Annotated in this window: 21 protein-coding genes; all 21 read left to right on the forward strand. The window is 52.2% G+C overall.

Going from position 1 to position 15,753, the window contains the following annotated elements; genetic code table 11:
- The first annotated feature begins 107 nt into the window (after positions 1–107).
- The 21 genes from ACSFXJ_RS11090 to aroH all read left to right on the forward strand — a co-directional run bounded on the left by ACSFXJ_RS11090 (position 108) and on the right by aroH (position 15,444).
- Positions 108–380, forward strand: coding sequence for a stage VI sporulation protein F (locus tag ACSFXJ_RS11090; RefSeq protein WP_435925229.1), 273 nt, complete (start codon positions 108–110; stop codon positions 378–380).
- Between the two features lie 139 nt (positions 381–519).
- Positions 520–699 carry a DUF2768 family protein gene (locus tag ACSFXJ_RS11095; RefSeq protein ID WP_435925231.1) on the forward strand — a complete coding sequence of 60 codons (180 nt, stop codon included), beginning with the start codon at positions 520–522 and terminating at the stop codon, positions 697–699.
- Positions 700–741: 42 nt separating this feature from the next.
- The gene (locus ACSFXJ_RS11100) at positions 742–1,389 is read left to right on the forward strand and encodes a hypothetical protein (protein ID WP_435925233.1); all 648 of its coding nucleotides are present in this window, start codon (positions 742–744) and stop codon (positions 1,387–1,389) included.
- Between the two features lie 11 nt (positions 1,390–1,400).
- Positions 1,401–1,748 carry a 2Fe-2S iron-sulfur cluster-binding protein gene (locus tag ACSFXJ_RS11105; protein ID WP_435925235.1) on the forward strand — a complete coding sequence of 116 codons (348 nt, stop codon included), beginning with the start codon at positions 1,401–1,403 and terminating at the stop codon, positions 1,746–1,748.
- A 30-nt stretch (positions 1,749–1,778) separates the two neighbouring features.
- Positions 1,779–2,549 carry a hypothetical protein gene (locus ACSFXJ_RS11110; protein WP_435925237.1) on the forward strand — a complete coding sequence of 257 codons (771 nt, stop codon included), beginning with the start codon at positions 1,779–1,781 and terminating at the stop codon, positions 2,547–2,549.
- A gap of 432 nt (positions 2,550–2,981) precedes the next feature.
- A complete protein-coding gene (gene spoIVA / locus ACSFXJ_RS11115; protein ID WP_435925739.1) occupies positions 2,982–4,460 on the forward strand; it encodes a stage IV sporulation protein A in 1,479 nt (492 codons plus the stop codon).
- 241 nt (positions 4,461–4,701) lie between these two features.
- Positions 4,702–4,974 (forward strand): HU family DNA-binding protein, encoded by a 273-nt coding sequence (locus ACSFXJ_RS11120; RefSeq protein WP_435925239.1) that lies wholly within the window; start codon positions 4,702–4,704, stop codon positions 4,972–4,974.
- A gap of 90 nt (positions 4,975–5,064) precedes the next feature.
- On the forward strand, positions 5,065–5,325 hold the full coding sequence (gene mtrB, locus ACSFXJ_RS11125; protein WP_435925241.1) for a trp RNA-binding attenuation protein MtrB: 261 nt from the start codon (positions 5,065–5,067) through the stop codon (positions 5,323–5,325).
- Between the two features lie 76 nt (positions 5,326–5,401).
- On the forward strand, positions 5,402–5,941 hold the full coding sequence (locus tag ACSFXJ_RS11130) for a hypothetical protein (RefSeq protein WP_435925242.1): 540 nt from the start codon (positions 5,402–5,404) through the stop codon (positions 5,939–5,941).
- Positions 5,942–6,051: 110 nt separating this feature from the next.
- The gene (locus ACSFXJ_RS11135; RefSeq protein ID WP_435925244.1) at positions 6,052–6,921 is read left to right on the forward strand and encodes a heptaprenyl diphosphate synthase component 1; all 870 of its coding nucleotides are present in this window, start codon (positions 6,052–6,054) and stop codon (positions 6,919–6,921) included.
- Between the two features lie 8 nt (positions 6,922–6,929).
- A complete protein-coding gene (locus ACSFXJ_RS11140; RefSeq protein WP_435925246.1) occupies positions 6,930–7,655 on the forward strand; it encodes a demethylmenaquinone methyltransferase in 726 nt (241 codons plus the stop codon).
- Entirely contained in the window at positions 7,648–8,520 is an 873-nt protein-coding gene (locus ACSFXJ_RS11145; protein ID WP_435925248.1) for a UbiA-like polyprenyltransferase, read from the forward strand. The genes ACSFXJ_RS11140 and ACSFXJ_RS11145 overlap by 8 nt, the downstream gene beginning before the upstream one ends.
- Complete coding sequence (locus ACSFXJ_RS11150) at positions 8,520–9,146, forward strand: UbiX family flavin prenyltransferase (RefSeq protein WP_435925740.1); 627 nt, start codon at positions 8,520–8,522, stop codon at positions 9,144–9,146. The genes ACSFXJ_RS11145 and ACSFXJ_RS11150 overlap by 1 nt, the downstream gene beginning before the upstream one ends.
- Positions 9,127–9,993, forward strand: coding sequence for a menaquinone biosynthetic enzyme MqnA/MqnD family protein (locus ACSFXJ_RS11155; protein ID WP_435925250.1), 867 nt, complete (start codon positions 9,127–9,129; stop codon positions 9,991–9,993). Before ACSFXJ_RS11150 ends, ACSFXJ_RS11155 begins: the two co-directional genes overlap by 20 nt.
- Positions 9,990–10,964: a polyprenyl synthetase family protein gene (locus ACSFXJ_RS11160; RefSeq protein WP_435925251.1), complete on the forward strand. Its 975-nt coding sequence runs from the start codon at positions 9,990–9,992 to the stop codon at positions 10,962–10,964. The genes ACSFXJ_RS11155 and ACSFXJ_RS11160 overlap by 4 nt, the downstream gene beginning before the upstream one ends.
- 97 nt (positions 10,965–11,061) lie before the next feature.
- Positions 11,062–11,505 (forward strand): nucleoside-diphosphate kinase, encoded by a 444-nt coding sequence (gene ndk / locus ACSFXJ_RS11165; protein ID WP_435925252.1) that lies wholly within the window; start codon positions 11,062–11,064, stop codon positions 11,503–11,505.
- Entirely contained in the window at positions 11,496–12,326 is an 831-nt protein-coding gene (locus ACSFXJ_RS11170; RefSeq protein ID WP_435925254.1) for a CheR family methyltransferase, read from the forward strand. Before ndk ends, ACSFXJ_RS11170 begins: the two co-directional genes overlap by 10 nt.
- 70 nt (positions 12,327–12,396) lie before the next feature.
- Positions 12,397–12,576: a hypothetical protein gene (locus tag ACSFXJ_RS11175; RefSeq protein WP_435925256.1), complete on the forward strand. Its 180-nt coding sequence runs from the start codon at positions 12,397–12,399 to the stop codon at positions 12,574–12,576.
- Positions 12,577–12,801: 225 nt separating this feature from the next.
- Positions 12,802–13,971, forward strand: a complete 1,170-nt coding sequence (gene aroC / locus ACSFXJ_RS11180; protein WP_435925258.1) for a chorismate synthase — start codon at positions 12,802–12,804, stop codon at positions 13,969–13,971.
- Positions 13,971–15,074: a 3-dehydroquinate synthase gene (gene aroB / locus ACSFXJ_RS11185; protein WP_435925260.1), complete on the forward strand. Its 1,104-nt coding sequence runs from the start codon at positions 13,971–13,973 to the stop codon at positions 15,072–15,074. Before aroC ends, aroB begins: the two co-directional genes overlap by 1 nt.
- The gene (gene aroH, locus ACSFXJ_RS11190) at positions 15,067–15,444 is read left to right on the forward strand and encodes a chorismate mutase (protein WP_435925261.1); all 378 of its coding nucleotides are present in this window, start codon (positions 15,067–15,069) and stop codon (positions 15,442–15,444) included. Before aroB ends, aroH begins: the two co-directional genes overlap by 8 nt.
- The last annotated feature ends 309 nt before the right edge of the window (positions 15,445–15,753 follow it).

A 15,753-nucleotide genomic window follows, 5' to 3' on the forward strand; every position in this document is an offset into this window, starting at 1 on the left:
TCTAGCCGGTACGACGAAAGACTAAAAACGTCGCTTTTCCGCGCAGGCCCAGTCCTTTTCCGTACTCCCCTCATAAACTGTGAGAGGACTACGGAGGAGGCGAGAAGATGAGTAAAGTATCGAAGGATGCGTTGAATGCCATCAACAAAAAAACGGGCAAAAATATAACCGAAGGCGCGGTCAAAAAACTGGCCAGCCAAGTGAAGCCGTCGACGATGCAAAGTGAGGCGGAGTTGAGAAAACTGATCAAGCAGGTTTCCGCCATGGCCAAATTACCCGTCACGGACAGCACGGTCAATGAAATTGTAACGGCCGTCAAAAAAAGCGGGATGAACCCGAACAATATGGAAGCATTAATGAAAATGATGATGAAAAAATAAGAAGTGATTAGAGGGACTTTCCTGCGGGAGGTCTCTTTATTTTTGCGCTATAGATGGAGCGGATAGCCTGATCACCAAGGAGATGCTATAATATTCATCATATGAATACGGTGAAAATGGGATTGGGAGTGTGTCGTTCATGGACGCGATGACGAAGATGTGGTTATCCATTGCGGCGATCCTTGTCATGGGATTGTCCGTATTTTTGATTACGTTTGCCCGGACGAAAACAAAAGGCATCCTCAAGGGCATATTGTCGCTGATTGCTTTCGTAATCATGCTTGCCGGCTTTTTGACCGGAATCGTGTCGATTATTTAATCCGGAGGTTTCGGATGCCCGATTAGAGAAGAGGATAGGATCATGACCGAGAAAACGCAAACTGTTGAAAGTGATTACCCGGAGATTTTTCAAGCCTTGCAAGTGTTGGTTCAAAGCTGTAAAGAAGCCGAAGGCAAATGGCTTCTCGGCGGCAGCTGCGGTTTATGGCTGCAGGGAGTGCCTCTGGCTGCAGCGCCGAGGGATATCGATGTGTATACGGATCTTGAGCATGCGGAATGGTTGCATCGCTTACTGGCTGAATTCGCCGTGGACAAGCCCCGGTTGGATCAAAGCGGCAATTATGTTTCACAGTTAAGCCACTACCGGTTGAATAGGTTGACGCTTGAACTGGTGGGCGGATTTCAGGTGAAAACGAAGGAAGCGGTATACAAGACGGAGGTCGCGGAACTACTTGCCCCGGCATCGCAAACGGCAAGGCTCGGGACGTTGGACATCCGGTTGATGCCATTGGCGCATGAATTTGTTTTCAACGTGCTAAGGGCAAGACCGGATCGCTATGCGCCGATTGCCGGCGTCATCCGCCGCCATCCGCAGCTGCACTTGCCGTTGTTATCCGAATTGCTGGAGCGCAATCTTTGGACTTCCGGCCAGATTGCCAAAATGGCGGACCTATTGGACCAGCCGCTCTTGTCGGGCCGGTGGGGCGAGCTCGGAAACGGCCTGGGGTAAGGAGGGCGTTCATGGATACTCAAATTACGTTTATGCCCCAGCAAAAAACGTTAAAAGTGCGCCCCGGAACGAATGTGCTTCGCGCATCCCGGGAAGCGCGGCTTTCCATTGCCACCCGATGCGGCGGGAAGGCAGGCTGCCTGATGTGCAAAGTACAGGTCGAACCCGGATCGGAAGCGGGATTGTCCCGGCCGACCGACGCCGAGCGCCGCAAGCTGGGACCGCTGCTCGCACAGGGAATTCGTCTGGCCTGCCAGGCGAATATTATCGGGCCCGCCGTCGTCACATTGCCGGAGGATCCGTTAAAAGCGGCGATCCGCAAACAGCTGGAGCAAAAAGAGGACGATGAGCTTTGGTAATCGACCCATCATCAAACAGCAAAGGATGAAGTGATTTTGGATAGGCTGGTTGGAAAGAAGCAGTTGTTTAAAACGATGTTCCGCACCGTTTGCATGACGGCTTTACTGGCGGGCTTTGCGGGGTTGCTCTCGGGCTGCCTTTATCCGGGGGAACAGCGGACGGACAGAAGAGTAAGCTATATGGAAAGTGTAGACCGATTGCAAAGAGCGGTCGATCAGTTTCAGAGCGATCAAGGCATTTTACCGATCATTACCGCGGGAGACGAGACGCCCCGCTATGAAAAATACAGAATCGATCTGGAACTGCTGTTGAACCGGGGGTATCTCGAGCAGATTCCGTTAACCGCTTTCGAAAAAGGCGGCAGCGCGTATTTCCTGATCATCGACGAAGAGACTGATCCGACCGTCAAGGTCATGGATTTGCTGACGGTTCAGAAAGTCAATGACGTGCAGCGCCTGGTGGATCAATACCGGAAAAAGCATGACGGAATGCTGCCGGTGGACGAACAGCAACCTGGATACGAAGGGCTTCATTTCGTGAATTTGGAGCAGGCCGGAGCGGAAAACTATCAAATGGTCAGCGTATATTCCGGTCAATCTTTGAATTATTTGATAGATGATAGCGGCAAGGTGTACGTCGATTATGCGTTTGATATTATGCAGGCCATGGGTAAAAGTACCGGAAATCCGCAGGAGAATACGGATTTGAGGGAAGTTCTGACCAATGAATCCTATTTTGTTCCGGTTAAATCGCTGCCTTATCGCCTTGAAAACGGAATGCCCGTGCCTCATACGGATTGAAACGTAAACAAAATATAATACGGGCTTTTTATGCACGACCGGCCGACGGGATTTTCCCGGCGGCTTTTTTTGCGTATAAATTCGATATTGAACTAGTCATAACTGCATCGATAGAGTCATAACCATTCAATATGGCGAATAATGACCCCCGCCTTGCTGGGACGGAAAGGCGTGCTCAAAAAAAGGAGGGTCCGGACGGTAATTTCCGTCATAAAACCGCATCTGGTACATATGATTTTACTAGTCCAAATGCATGTACGAGTTACGCCGCTTCGTTTGCAGTAGATCCACCGGAGTTTGCGGCGGCGGACACGGTACAGGGAGCTGCCGCTCCTGACGTAGCTATGATTTTAAAATGTTGGTGAATAACGAAGCGGATGCTCGGGGAGCATTTTTCCTTCGGCGAATTTTGAGGAGGGGATATCATTGGTATTGGAGAAAGTGGACATTTTCAAGGACATTGCCGAACGTACCGGAGGGGATATTTATCTGGGGGTCGTCGGAGCCGTCCGCACCGGCAAATCAACTTTTATTAAAAGATTTATGGAGACGGTGGTACTCCCGAACATTGCCAGCGAGGCGGATCGGGTACGGGCGATCGATGAGCTCCCGCAAAGCGCCGCGGGCAAAACGATTATGACGACGGAACCGAAATTCGTTCCGAACAACGCGGTGCAAATCAAGGTTTCGGAAGGGCTTGAAGTCAATGTCAGACTGGTCGATTGCGTAGGATATGCAGTCGAGGGCGCGAAGGGCTACGAGGATGAAAACGGTCCCCGGATGATCTCGACTCCATGGTTCGAAGAGCCGATTCCGTTCCAGGAAGCAGCGGAAATCGGCACGCGCAAGGTGATCCAGGAGCATTCCACGCTGGGGGTCGTCGTGACGACGGATGGAACGATCGCCGACATACCGCGTTACTCCTATGTGGAATCGGAAGAGCGGGTCGTAGCCGAGCTGAAGGAAGTCGGCAAGCCGTTCGTGCTGGTTATCAACTCCACGCGGCCGAACAGCGAGGAAGCTCAGCAGCTACGGGGCGAGCTGGCCGAGAAATATGATATTCCCGTCATTACGCTTAGTGCGGCTACGATGACGGAAGAAGACGTTACCGGCGTTTTGCGGGAAGTGCTTTATGAGTTCCCGGTACATGAAGTCAACGTCAACCTGCCGAGCTGGGTCATGGTGCTGAACGAAAATCACTGGCTCCGCAGCAATTACGAAAATTCCGTACGTGACACGGTAAAAGATATCCGCCGGCTCCGCGATGTCGATCGGGTTGTCAGCAATTTCATGGAGTACGACTTTATCGACCGCGCCGGGCTTAGCGGCCTGAACATGGGGCAGGGCGTAGCGGAAATCGACCTTTACGCTCCCGATGATCTGTATGACCGCATCCTGATGGAAGTGGTCGGCGTGGAAATCCGCGGCAAGGACCATTTGCTGCAGCTGATGCAGGAGTTTACGCATGCCAAACGGGAATATGACCGGTTTGCGGAAGCGCTCGAAATGGTCAAGACGACGGGTTACGGCATCGCCGCACCTACGCTTGCCGAGATGGCGCTGGATGAGCCGGAGCTGATCCGTCAGGGCTCCAGATTCGGCGTCAGACTGAAAGCGACGGCACCGTCGATTCATATGATCCGTGTCGATGTGGAATCGGAATTCGCCCCGATTATCGGCACCGAAAAGCAGAGCGAGGAGCTCGTCCGGTACTTGATGCAGGATTTCGAGAACGATCCGATCAAAATCTGGGAGTCCGATATTTTCGGCCGTTCGCTTCATTCCATCGTAAGAGAAGGCATTCAAGGCAAAATCGCCATGATGCCGGATAACGCGCGCTACAAACTGCAAGAAACGCTCGGCAGAATTATTAACGAAGGGTCGGGCGGATTGATCGCGATCATCTTATAACCGTTTTCAAAAGGGCAGGCTGAACGTTCAGCTTGCCCTTTTTTCGCGTTTCCCCGCAAAAAACTTGAAAATATTGATTCACTGTATTACTATAAATTTGTTCCGCGCCTTGGAGTGATGGCCAAAACGGCTTTTTAACCAGGCTTTTGCCCGATATGCACGGTTCAACGTATAATCTACGGTAAAACGGAAACACAGAATATCAGAATGGTATAATACCCTGATAGGGAGGTGAACCCTGATGAACAAATCCGACTTGATCTCTCAAGTTGCAGAGAGCGCAGAATTGTCGAAGAAAGACGCTACTAAAGCGGTTGACGCTGTGTTCGAAGCCATTTCCGAAGCGCTCCAAAACGGAGACAAAGTACAATTGGTAGGTTTCGGCAACTTTGAAGTACGCGAACGTTCCGCCCGCAAAGGCCGCAACCCGCAAACCGGAGAAGAAATCGAAATCCCTGCGAGCAAAATTCCTGCTTTCAAACCAGGTAAAGCGCTCAAAGACGGAATCAAATAAGATTTCTACATATTTTCCGAGATTAGGAGTCCGTGGGCATTCTTGTTCACGGCCTTTTCTTTTAATACAGTTGGGAAGGGGTGCACCAGAATGGATCAGCAATCCGGACTTGCGGGCGGTCCCGTGCAGGAATCGGGCAACGGCGATTATTTCGTCGTGAAGGCCAAGGATCAGGGCGTTACGGTCATCGGCCTTACCCGGGGAAAAGATACGCGCTTTCATCACACGGAAAAACTCGACAAAGGCGAGATATTGATCGCGCAATTTACCGATCATACCTCTGCGGTGAAAATAAGAGGTAAGGCTGTCGTATATACGAAGTATGGAATTATCGATACGACGGAGGAATGATTTTTGAAATTGCAGGCATAGCCTGCTTTTTTCTTTTGTACAATGGGATATATACCCGAAAATAAGGGGGATCCCCGTGAAATTGATTTGGCTATCCAGGTCGCTGATCCTGACCGTTGGAACCGCGTTGCTTATTGCTTTATTCACCCGGCAGGGAGCCGCCATCTTCGAAGAGAGCCGGGCTGCGTCAGCTCCCGTATTTGACGAGGCGAAGCCGCAGGAATTAAGGGACGATAATCTGGTTGACGGTTTGTCCGCTCTAAAGCTGCCGGTTCCCATCGCCAAAGTGGATTTGAACGGGAGCATCCTGGCCCTGGACCTTAAGGTAACGGAGGACAGGTTCGATAAAGGAACACTATACGAAGGCATAGCGGAAGTGATATCCTTCACGTTTGAACGGACGACGAACATAGATCAGCTGCTGCTTCGATTGGTGGCGGAAGACCGGTGGCTAGGCACAAGGTACCTGTTGCTGGCCGCAGATGTGCGCCGGGGGGAATTTCCGGAATCTTCGCTGATCGCGTTGCGGGAACTGGGAAACCGCGAGATGCCCAGAGAGCTGCGGAGCTGGTTGCGCGTGACGGAAACGCATCTTTGGAAGAGCGGTGTCAATTAGGTTTCGCTTCGTGCGCTCCCCAAAAACATATGCTATAATAGACAAGATTGTGACATCTTTGAACTTTTTTTGGACGTTGGATGTCAGGAATAGCGGCTCGGAGGCATAGAATGAGACCTGATCGCATTACAGAATTGGCCCAAAAGTATGTCGAATACGACATGATTTCAACCCACACGGAGCTACCGGACTATCCGGTTCCCCGTGTTCGTTTGCTTTATACGTTTTTAAATGACAGCAAGCGCTTCGACTCCCGGACGGCGGAAACTTGCGCGCTCGCCGCTTTTCTTGTGCAGCTTGGATTGGATACGCACGACCGTATCGATCTTGGCGACAGCCCCAAAGAGGAGCCGGCCATGCGTTCCCGGCAGTTGAAAGTGCTGGCGGGCGATTATTTCAGCGGGGTTTTTTACGAGTTGCTTGCCCAGGCGGGACAAATCGGGATGGTATCTTCAATGAGCGCTGCCATTTGCGAAGTGAACCGCATCAAAGTGCGGCTCTATTCCGGCTTGAAGCGGATGCTTCTTCCTGCAGAGGAGTACTTGAAGGAATCCGTCTTGTTGAAAATGGCCCTTTTTCGTTCTTTTACCCGCCAGTTGGATCAATCGGTTCAACACATTTGGGACCTGCTGCTGACGGAACTCAGCCGCTGCGAGGTGATGCTGGCCGAGTTAAAGTCCAGCAGAGAAGTCCCGTACGAACGAAAAGGATATGCATACTTGAGGATTTGGGAATCCGGAACCGCTGAAGACAAAGAGATGATTTCCCGCGACAACATCGGAGAAAGGGAATGGAGCGCTCTTCTCGGAAAGTATAAGGTCGTGGAGCAGCTTACGGCCATGCTCCGCCAGTCGGCGGACCGGGTACGCGAGTTGATTCCGGAGTGTAAAGGGGACAAGCTGCGGGCGGAAATCTCCGGCATCATCGAATCGATGCTTGAAGCTCTTTCCCCGCAATACCGTGCAATTCAGGAAGGGTAAGGTGGAATATGAACAGTTCATCTTCTAAACCGAAAGAACAATTCGTTCATTCCGTCTTCGAGAGCATTGCTCCCAAATACGACATCATGAACGATATATTGAGTTTTCGCAGGCATAAGGCCTGGCGCAAGTTTACGATGAAGAAAATGAACATGTCCCCTGGGGACACGGCCATCGATCTTTGCTGCGGGACCTGCGATTGGACCATCAGCATGGCCCAGACGAGCGGTGGCAGCATTACGGGGCTTGATTTCAGCAACAATATGCTGGAGATCGGGCGCCGGAAAATCACGGAGTACGGGCTGCAGTCGCAAATTACCCTAGTTCAGGGAAACGCGATGGAATTGCCGTTTGATGACAATTCGTTTCAATATGCGACGATCGGGTTCGGCCTCAGAAACGTTCCGGATCTCCGGCAGGTACTCCATGAAATGAAACGGGTCGTTAAACCCGGAGGCATGGTCGTGTGTTTGGAATTGTCCAAGCCGACCTGGCAGCCGTTCAAAGGTCTTTATTATTTCTATTTCAAACATCTCCTTCCGATGCTCGGAAAATTGATCGCCAAGCGGTATGAACAATATAAATGGCTTCCGGATTCGCTCGTTCAGTTTCCCGGTAGGGACGAACTGGCGCAAATTTTCCGGGAAACCGGGCTCACCCGGGTAGAAGCACATGCTTTGACCGGAGGAATCGCCGCTTTACATATAGGGATGAAGGAGAAGACAGATGTTTAGAAAAGCCAATATTTTTTTGCAGATGATCAAATTTGAACATACGGTATTCGCATTGCCGTTTGCGTTCATGGGCGCATTGCTAGGATCGGTCGCCATTTCGCATCAGCTTCCTTCATGGGCGCAAATCGGTTGGGTTCTCCTGGCCATGTTCGGCGCACGCAGCGCCGCGATGGGATTGAACAGGCTTATTGACCGCGTCAGCGACGCCAAAAACCCGCGTACGGCGAACCGGGCGATTCCGGCCGGTCTGCTCAAAATCGGAGAGGTCGTCCTATTTATTCTCATCTCTTTCGCACTGCTGTTCTGGGCCGCCGCCGAGTTGAATCCGCTCGCGATGAAGCTGCTGCCGATCGCCGTTATTATGCTCGTCCTATATTCTTACACCAAGCGTTTTACATGGCTTTGCCACGTCTTCCTCGGTTTTACGATCGCGCTCGCCCCGCTGGGCGGTTGGGTCGCCGTGGCTGGCAAAGTGGATGCGACGGCGATGGTGCTCTTCGTAACGATCGCATTTTGGGTTGCCGGTTTCGATGTCATCTATTCCTGTCAGGATGTCGATTTTGACAAGAAGGAAGGCCTGTACTCGATTCCGGTTCGTTTCGGTGTTGCCAAATCGCTCTGGATCGCAAAAGCGTTTCATATCCTAACGGCAGTCGGTTACGTTGCTCTTCTTTTGATGACGGATCTCGGATGGTGGTACATCATCGGGATGCTGATCGCATACCTGATCTTGTTCTACGAGCATTATATCGTTTCTCCGAGCGATCTTAGCCGCCTCCAGACGGCTTTCTTTACGATGAACGGGGTGCTCAGCATCGTCGTATTTACTTTCACGCTCATCGATTTGGTGGTGCGTCATTCTTGATGAACAACAGAAACGCGGTAAAATCGCTCGTTGTCGGGATCACCGGCGCGAGCGGATCCATTTATGGGGTGACGCTGGTCAAAACGCTGCTCGGTCTCGGAATGACGGTACATCTCGTTATTTCGAACGCGGGATGGCGGGTAATCAAAGAGGAATTGGGCTGGGAAACGACGGATCGGGATTCCGTGCTCCGTGAACAGTTCGGAGGGATGCCGGGCCGTTATTTTTATCACCCGATCGGTGATATCGGCGCATCGATTGCCAGCGGGTCTTTTATCGTGGATGGGATGGTGATTATGCCATGCTCCATGGGTACGCTATCATCGATTGCGAGCGGAAGCTCCGACAATTTAATGACCCGCGCCGCGGATGTCATGCTTAAGGAAGCAAGGCCTCTCGTACTCGTTCCCCGCGAGACGCCGCTGCACGCGATACATCTGGAGAACATGCTGAAGCTGTCCAGACTTGGCGTGCGGATGATTCCGGCAATGCCCGCATTTTACTTCGGACCTGAGACCATCGATGACCTGGTTCGTTTTTTGGTAGGCAAGGTAATGGATAATCTGGGGATCGAACACGCTCTTTTTACCAGATGGGGGGATCACAGTGAACAACCGAGAGAATGACGACATCCTCATCGGAAAAATCAAGTACACCAACGTATGGCCCATATTCCATCATTTCAAGACGGCGGATTTGCCCGAGCCGGCGACGCTGGTGACCGAGGTGCCTTCGCTGCTCAATCGGAAAATGCTTGGCGGCACGCTCGATATATCGCCGGTTTCCTCGTTTGCATTCGGTTATGGCGCAAAACGGTTCATGCTTCTTCCGGACCTTTCCGTCAGCTCCGACGGTCCGGTAAATTCCATCCTGCTTTTTTCGCGGAAACCGCCGGAGCAGATTCGAAACGGCCGGATCGCGTTAACAAACACTTCGGCCACCTCCGTAAATCTGCTGAAAATCATTATGGAAAAGGCATATGGCGGCAAGCCGGTATATTGGGATAGTGAGCCTGTACTGGATACGATGATGGAGAATAGCGACGCTGCGCTCTTAATCGGAGACCATGCGATCCAAGCGTCTTGGAGGGATCACGGTTATATCGTCACCGATTTGGGGGAAATCTGGAAACAATGGACCGGTTACGGCATGACCTTTGCCGTTTGGGCGGTGCAAAGGACGTTTGCCGACGAGAATCCCGCATTTTTGTCGCGCGTTTCCTCCGCCTTTGCGGACAGCAAAAGGAAGAGCCTTGCGGATTTGAAGCCGCTCGTCGATCAAGCGTGCAGCGAAATCGGAGGGACGGCGGATTACTGGCAGCATTACTTTAGCAACTTATGCTATGATTTTAGTGAACAGCGGCAAAAAGGATTGGCCTTATATTTTTCTTACGCACACGAGATGGGGCTTCTGCCGGACGAGGTCCGGATGGATATCTGGAGTGACAATACACGGACACGGGTGAAAGAATGAAATTAATGGATATTTTCGGGGCGCTGAAAAGGGATATGGATTTTATCGAACGGCAGTTGTACCGGAGCATCGATGGCGATGAGGAACTGCTCGGCGAAACGTCTATGCACCTGCTAAAAGCCGGGGGAAAGCGGCTTCGTCCTATCTTTGTGCTGCTGGGCGGTAAATTCGGCACGTATGATCTGGACAAGCTGCAGCATGTGGCGGTTCCGCTGGAACTGATCCATTCGGCTTCGCTTGTGCATGATGACGTGATCGATGATGCGGGTACTCGGCGCGGCAAGCCGACCGTCAAAGCAAAATGGGACAACAAGGTCGCCATGTACACGGGCGATTATATTTATGCCAAAGCGCTGATGCTGGCGACCAAACTGGAGTATCCCGAACTGCACCGGATTTTGGCCAAAGCGATGGTGCAAATGTCGGTGGGAGAGATGGAGCAGATTCGTGACTTTTTCAACACCGGGCAATCGGTGCGCCACTATATGCTGCGGATCCGCCGCAAAACCGCGCTCTTGATCGCGATCAGCTGCCAGCTCGGAGCTCTTGCGTCGGACGCGCCGGCGAAAGTGCATCACGCGCTTTACCGCTACGGCTACAATGTCGGCATGGCGTTTCAGATCCGGGACGACTTGCTCGATTTATGCGGCACGGAGAAAAGCATCGGCAAACCGCCCGGGAGCGATATGCGTCAAGGGAACATTACGCTTCCGGTCATCTTTGCCCTGCAGGAGCCGGACCTGAGGGAACGGCTGCTAAAGGAAATAGCTCTCGTCAGGGAGCAGGGAGCGAATGCCGACGCGTCGCGGGCCATTGACATGATCGTCTCGAGCTCCGGAATCCGCCGGGCGGAAGAACTGGCGGATCGATTTATCGCCAAGGCGATGGATGCGCTGGACTGCTTGCCGGAGAATAAATGGAGAACCCATTTGAAAGATATTGCTGTTTTTGTGAATAAGCGATCTTATTAGGCAAATTCGTCTGCGGAAGCCTTATCATCGGCCGTCTTTTCTGTTAGAATACGGGTGATGTTGCAATTATCGATGTTGCCTAGATCGGAGGAGAACGATGGAACGTACATTTTTAATGGTCAAACCGGATGGAGTACAGCGTGGATTGATCGGCAGAATTATTAGCCGGTTTGAGGACAAGGGCTTCAAGATGGTGGCCGGAAAGCTTGTACAAGTATCGGTGGAACAGGCAAAACGGCATTACGCGGAGCATGAAGGGAAACCCTTTTTTGATGATCTGGTATCATTTATTACTTCCGGACCGGTTTTCGCTATGGTATGGGAAGGCGACGACATCGTAACTTTGTCAAGAGCGGTCATCGGCAAAACGAAAGTGACCGAGGCTGCGCCCGGCACGATCCGCGGCGACTTCGCGGCCCATACGCCGTTTAATTTGATTCACGGTTCCGACGGGGTGGAGAGTGCGGAGAGAGAGATCACCAACTTCTTTGAACCTAAAGAGCTCGTCGGGTATGAAAAGAGCATTGCCCCATGGATATGATTCGTAACCGCGAAGCGGCCGGAACGGAGTCGGAAACGGTTGCACCGGATCCCGATTACACCGGATTTATACAGAACATCAAGAAAAGCACCGGCATTGATTTGGCGCAATATAAGGAAGCTCAGATGAAGCGCCGGTTGACGACGCTCCGTAACAAGAACGGGTTCCTAACTTTTGATGCGTTTTTTTCGGCGATGCAAGCGAACAAGTCATTATTTTATGAATTTTTGGATAAGATGACGATCAACGTATCCGAATTTTGGAGGAATCCGAATCGTTGGGAAGTGCTCAGGGATACCGTGCTGCCAAGTCTGTCGTCAGGAAAATCGAGGCTTCGGGTTTGGAGCGCGGCCTGCTCTACCGGCGAGGAACCGTATACGCTGTCGATGATTTTGGCGGACATGGGTCTTCTGCAGAATACATATCTGCTTGCGACCGATATCGATGAAGGGGCCTTGGCAAAAGCCGCGGAAGGCCTATATCTGGATCGCTCGCTAAAGGACATTCCCAAGGATGTGGCCGGACGATATTTTACTCCGGAAGGAGCGGTCTTCCGGTTTGATAAGAAATTGAAAGCTGCGGTGACGTTTAAGAAACAAAACATGCTGCTTGATCCGTTTGAAGATAATTTCGATCTGATCGTTTGCCGAAATGTCATGATTTATTTTACGGAAAAAGCGAAGCATGATTTATATCATAAATTCGCTAAGGCATTGCGTCCAGGCGGCATTTTGTTTGTCGGCAGCACGGAGCAAATCTTTTCCCCGTCGCAGTATGGGCTGGAGCCCGCGGATACGTTCTTTTACCGAAAAAAAGCTTAAGCCCGGGTATATAACCACCCTATTTTCCCTATAATGACTGACAACAGGATTAGGGAGGCCAGGAAAGCTTATGGATAAAAGAAAGGTTATCGACGCTTATCGGCGGGGTTTCCTTACACTGCAGGAATGCGCCCAAATTCTCGGTATGGAGAATGCGCAGATGGTAGGTCTGCTCGGCGATGTCCCGGATCCGGACGAATCGGAGCGGAGCCCGCTTTTCAACAGCCGCAAGGCAACCGGCAATGTATGACTTTTCGCGGTACATCCACCGCTTTTACGTTAAATAATTCCGTTTTCGGGTACGCCGTTTCTTTTGCCGCCAGGCTGAAGGGATGGCGTGTTTTTATATGTAATTTCAAAACCGGGGGAGGTTTAACTTTCTTGTCAAAAGGAAGGTCCTATACTATAATGAGCAGAAGAATTATCGGATTTTAGCTCTTTACAGTTTAACAGTTTAAAGGGGGAACGCATCATCATGACTTTACGTTATTTAACCGCAGGGGAGACGCACGGTCCCCAGCTTACCGCCATTATTGAAGGCCTGCCCAGCAACCTGAAACTGGACTTCGAGGCCCTGAATTTCGAACTGGCCCGCCGCCAGAAAGGATACGGCAGAGGCCGGCGGATGCAGATCGAGAAAGATACCGCCCAAATCGTCGGCGGCGTACGTCACGGTTATACGACCGGCGCACCGGTAGCGCTTGTCGTTGCCAACAACGATTGGACGCACTGGCGCAATATTATGAATATCGAACCGATCGAAGGTACGGATGAAGAGAAACGCCGGGTACACCGCCCTCGTCCGGGACATGCCGATTTGAACGGCGGACTCAAATATAATCTGAAGGATCTTCGCAATGTGCTGGAGCGTTCCAGTGCCCGCGAGACGGCCATTCGCGTGGCGGTCGGCGCGATAGCCAAGCAGTTCCTCGAGAATTTCGGAATTAAGATTGCCGGACAAGTGATCCGGATTGGGGAAATCGAGGCACCGGCCCACAATTTGCCGCTGGATGAACTTGCCAGGGTAACGGAGGAATCTTCCGTACGCGTCGCGGATGCCGAAACCGAGAAAAAGATGGAAGCTTATATCGACCGGATCAAGGAAGAGGGCGATTCCATCGGCGGGATCGTAGAGTGCATCGTGGAAGGCGTTCCTGTCGGACTCGGCAGCCATGTCCAATACGACCGCAAGCTTGACGGCCGAATCGCCCAAGCGGTTATGTCGATCAACGCTTTCAAAGGCGTGGAAATCGGCATCGGTTTCGAAGCCGGCAAACTTCCGGGCTCCAAGGTCCATGACGAAATCCTGTACAGCGAAGAGCGCGGATACCACCGGGCAAGCAACCGTCTCGGCGGGTTTGAAGGCGGAATGACGAACGGAATGCCGCTCGTTGTCCGCGGCGTGATGAAGCCGATTCCGACGCTTTACAAACCGCTGCAGAGCGTGGATATCGATACGAAAGAGGCGTTTGCGGCTCAGGTTGAGCGCTCCGATGCCTGCGCCGTACCGGCAGCGAGCGTTGTGCTTGAACATGTGGTGGCATGGGAAGTGGCCAAGGCGTTCCTGGAGAAATTCGGCGGCGATTCGATGGATGAAATCGAACGCAATTACAAGAGCTACCAAGCTCAATTGGAGAATTACTGATGCGGACGCTTCAGGTGGATTTGGGAGAACGGTCTTACCCGATTTATATCGGAGGCGGACTGCTGGGCGAAGCTGGAGCGTACTTTGAACGGCATCAATTGAGCAAAAAAAGCCCGGTCTTGATCGTCACGGATGACAACGTCGCACCGTTATACCTGAAACAGGTGGAGAATGCCCTTGCGAATAGTGGATACCGTACCGTCAGCAAGGTGGTCAAAGCCGGCGAAAAGTCGAAATCGCTGGACGTGTTCGAGGAAGTCATGACGACGGCCATCGAGGGAGGCTTGGACCGCCGTTCCGCGGTCGTTGCGCTCGGGGGCGGCGTCGTCGGCGACCTGGCCGGCTTCGTGGCGGCTTCCTACATGCGCGGCGTTGCGTTCGTGCAGATGCCGACGACGATTCTGGCGCATGACAGCAGCGTAGGCGGCAAGGTGGCAGTCAACCACAGGCTGGCTAAAAATATGATCGGCGCTTTCCATCAACCGGAAATGGTATTGTATGATGTGGCTACCTTACAAACCTTGCCGGACCGCGAAGTCCGCGCGGGGCTTTCCGAAATGATCAAGCACGGCTTGATCTGGGATGCCGAATTTGCCGAATGGTGCAGAGAGCACACGGCGGACCTGCTGGCCTTGGATTCCGAAGCGTTGGAATACGGGCTTACAAAAGGCTGCCAAGTGAAGGCGCAGGTCGTTTCGGAGGACGAACGGGAGCTCGGATTACGGGCCATTTTGAATCTGGGGCATACCTTAGGGCATGCGCTTGAAGCGATCGGCGGTTACGGCGAGTTTTTGCACGGCGAGGCGATTTCGATCGGTATGGCAGCTGCGGCGCTGATTTCGGTGAACAGGGGCGCAGACCGTTCCCTTTACGAAGAGACAACGGGGATTTTACGAGGGTTCGGATTGCCGACCGTCATGCCGGTTCATTTGGATGAAGATGCCGTAATCGGCGCGATGATGCACGACAAGAAATTCAAGGAGCAAAAGATCGTGTTCGTGCTCCCGCAGTCCATCGGGAAGGTGGAAATCGTATCGGATGTCACGGTGGATGAGGTTCGCCGGGTCATTCGGGAATTAAAGGAGGAAGCACAGCGTGTATAACCGGGGAATTCGCGGCGCGACGACCGTTGCCCGCAACGAAGAGTCGGATATTTTGGAAGCTACGGCTGCCATGCTGAAGGAGGTCGTCGAGCGGAATGAAATCGAGCCGGAGGACATCTGCAGTGTCTGGATTACCGTTACACCCGATCTGGATGCGACGTTTCCGGCGCGGGCCATCCGGGCGTTGAGCGGCTGGGATATGGTCCCTTTGATGTGTTCGACGGAGATTCCGGTCAAAGGCGGGCTTCCCAAATGCATCCGCCTGCTGATTCAGGTGAACACCACCAAAGGGCAGCGGGAAATGAAGCACGTTTATTTGAACGAGGCGCAAAGCCTGCGTCCGGATTTGGCGACTTCTTCGGAATCGTAATCCCGATCTGGCGACGTTTTTTGTTTTTTATGTTGCCAAACCGGCAGGATATAAGGTATATTAATTTTAAGATTTTTAGGGCGGAGTTTCGTGACCGGCAGGAGTGCCGGACAGAGACAACGGGCCTGGCAATGTTCAAGTTGAGTTGAGTAGAGTAGAGTTTAGCGGAGTAGAGCTGAGTTGAGCCGAGCGGATTGCCGGGCGGAACAAGAATGCAGTTGTCGTATTCGGGATAAGACGGATATGGCGGGAATCGGCGTTTTGCCGTTGCATTTTTGATTCATGCTAACTTAAGCATATGATGCAAAC

This window comes from Paenibacillus salivarius, assembly GCF_051307165.1.
GTDB lineage: Bacteria > Bacillota > Bacilli > Paenibacillales > Paenibacillaceae > Fontibacillus.

Coding starts and splice junctions, on each gene's coding strand:
- ACSFXJ_RS11090 (WP_435925229.1), top strand. CDS start 108: ATGAGTAAAGTATCGAAGGATGCGTTGAATGCCATCAACAAAAAAACG.
- ACSFXJ_RS11095 (WP_435925231.1), top strand. CDS start 520: ATGGACGCGATGACGAAGATGTGGTTATCCATTGCGGCGATCCTTGTC.
- ACSFXJ_RS11100 (WP_435925233.1), top strand. CDS start 742: ATGACCGAGAAAACGCAAACTGTTGAAAGTGATTACCCGGAGATTTTT.
- ACSFXJ_RS11105 (WP_435925235.1), top strand. CDS start 1,401: ATGGATACTCAAATTACGTTTATGCCCCAGCAAAAAACGTTAAAAGTG.
- ACSFXJ_RS11120 (WP_435925239.1), top strand. CDS start 4,702: ATGAACAAATCCGACTTGATCTCTCAAGTTGCAGAGAGCGCAGAATTG.
- mtrB (WP_435925241.1), top strand. CDS start 5,065: ATGGATCAGCAATCCGGACTTGCGGGCGGTCCCGTGCAGGAATCGGGC.
- ACSFXJ_RS11135 (WP_435925244.1), top strand. CDS start 6,052: ATGAGACCTGATCGCATTACAGAATTGGCCCAAAAGTATGTCGAATAC.
- ACSFXJ_RS11140 (WP_435925246.1), top strand. CDS start 6,930: ATGAACAGTTCATCTTCTAAACCGAAAGAACAATTCGTTCATTCCGTC.
- ACSFXJ_RS11145 (WP_435925248.1), top strand. CDS start 7,648: ATGTTTAGAAAAGCCAATATTTTTTTGCAGATGATCAAATTTGAACAT.
- ACSFXJ_RS11150 (WP_435925740.1), top strand. CDS start 8,520: ATGAACAACAGAAACGCGGTAAAATCGCTCGTTGTCGGGATCACCGGC.
- ACSFXJ_RS11160 (WP_435925251.1), top strand. CDS start 9,990: ATGAAATTAATGGATATTTTCGGGGCGCTGAAAAGGGATATGGATTTT.
- ndk (WP_435925252.1), top strand. CDS start 11,062: ATGGAACGTACATTTTTAATGGTCAAACCGGATGGAGTACAGCGTGGA.
- ACSFXJ_RS11170 (WP_435925254.1), top strand. CDS start 11,496: ATGGATATGATTCGTAACCGCGAAGCGGCCGGAACGGAGTCGGAAACG.
- ACSFXJ_RS11175 (WP_435925256.1), top strand. CDS start 12,397: ATGGATAAAAGAAAGGTTATCGACGCTTATCGGCGGGGTTTCCTTACA.
- aroC (WP_435925258.1), top strand. CDS start 12,802: ATGACTTTACGTTATTTAACCGCAGGGGAGACGCACGGTCCCCAGCTT.
- aroB (WP_435925260.1), top strand. CDS start 13,971: ATGCGGACGCTTCAGGTGGATTTGGGAGAACGGTCTTACCCGATTTAT.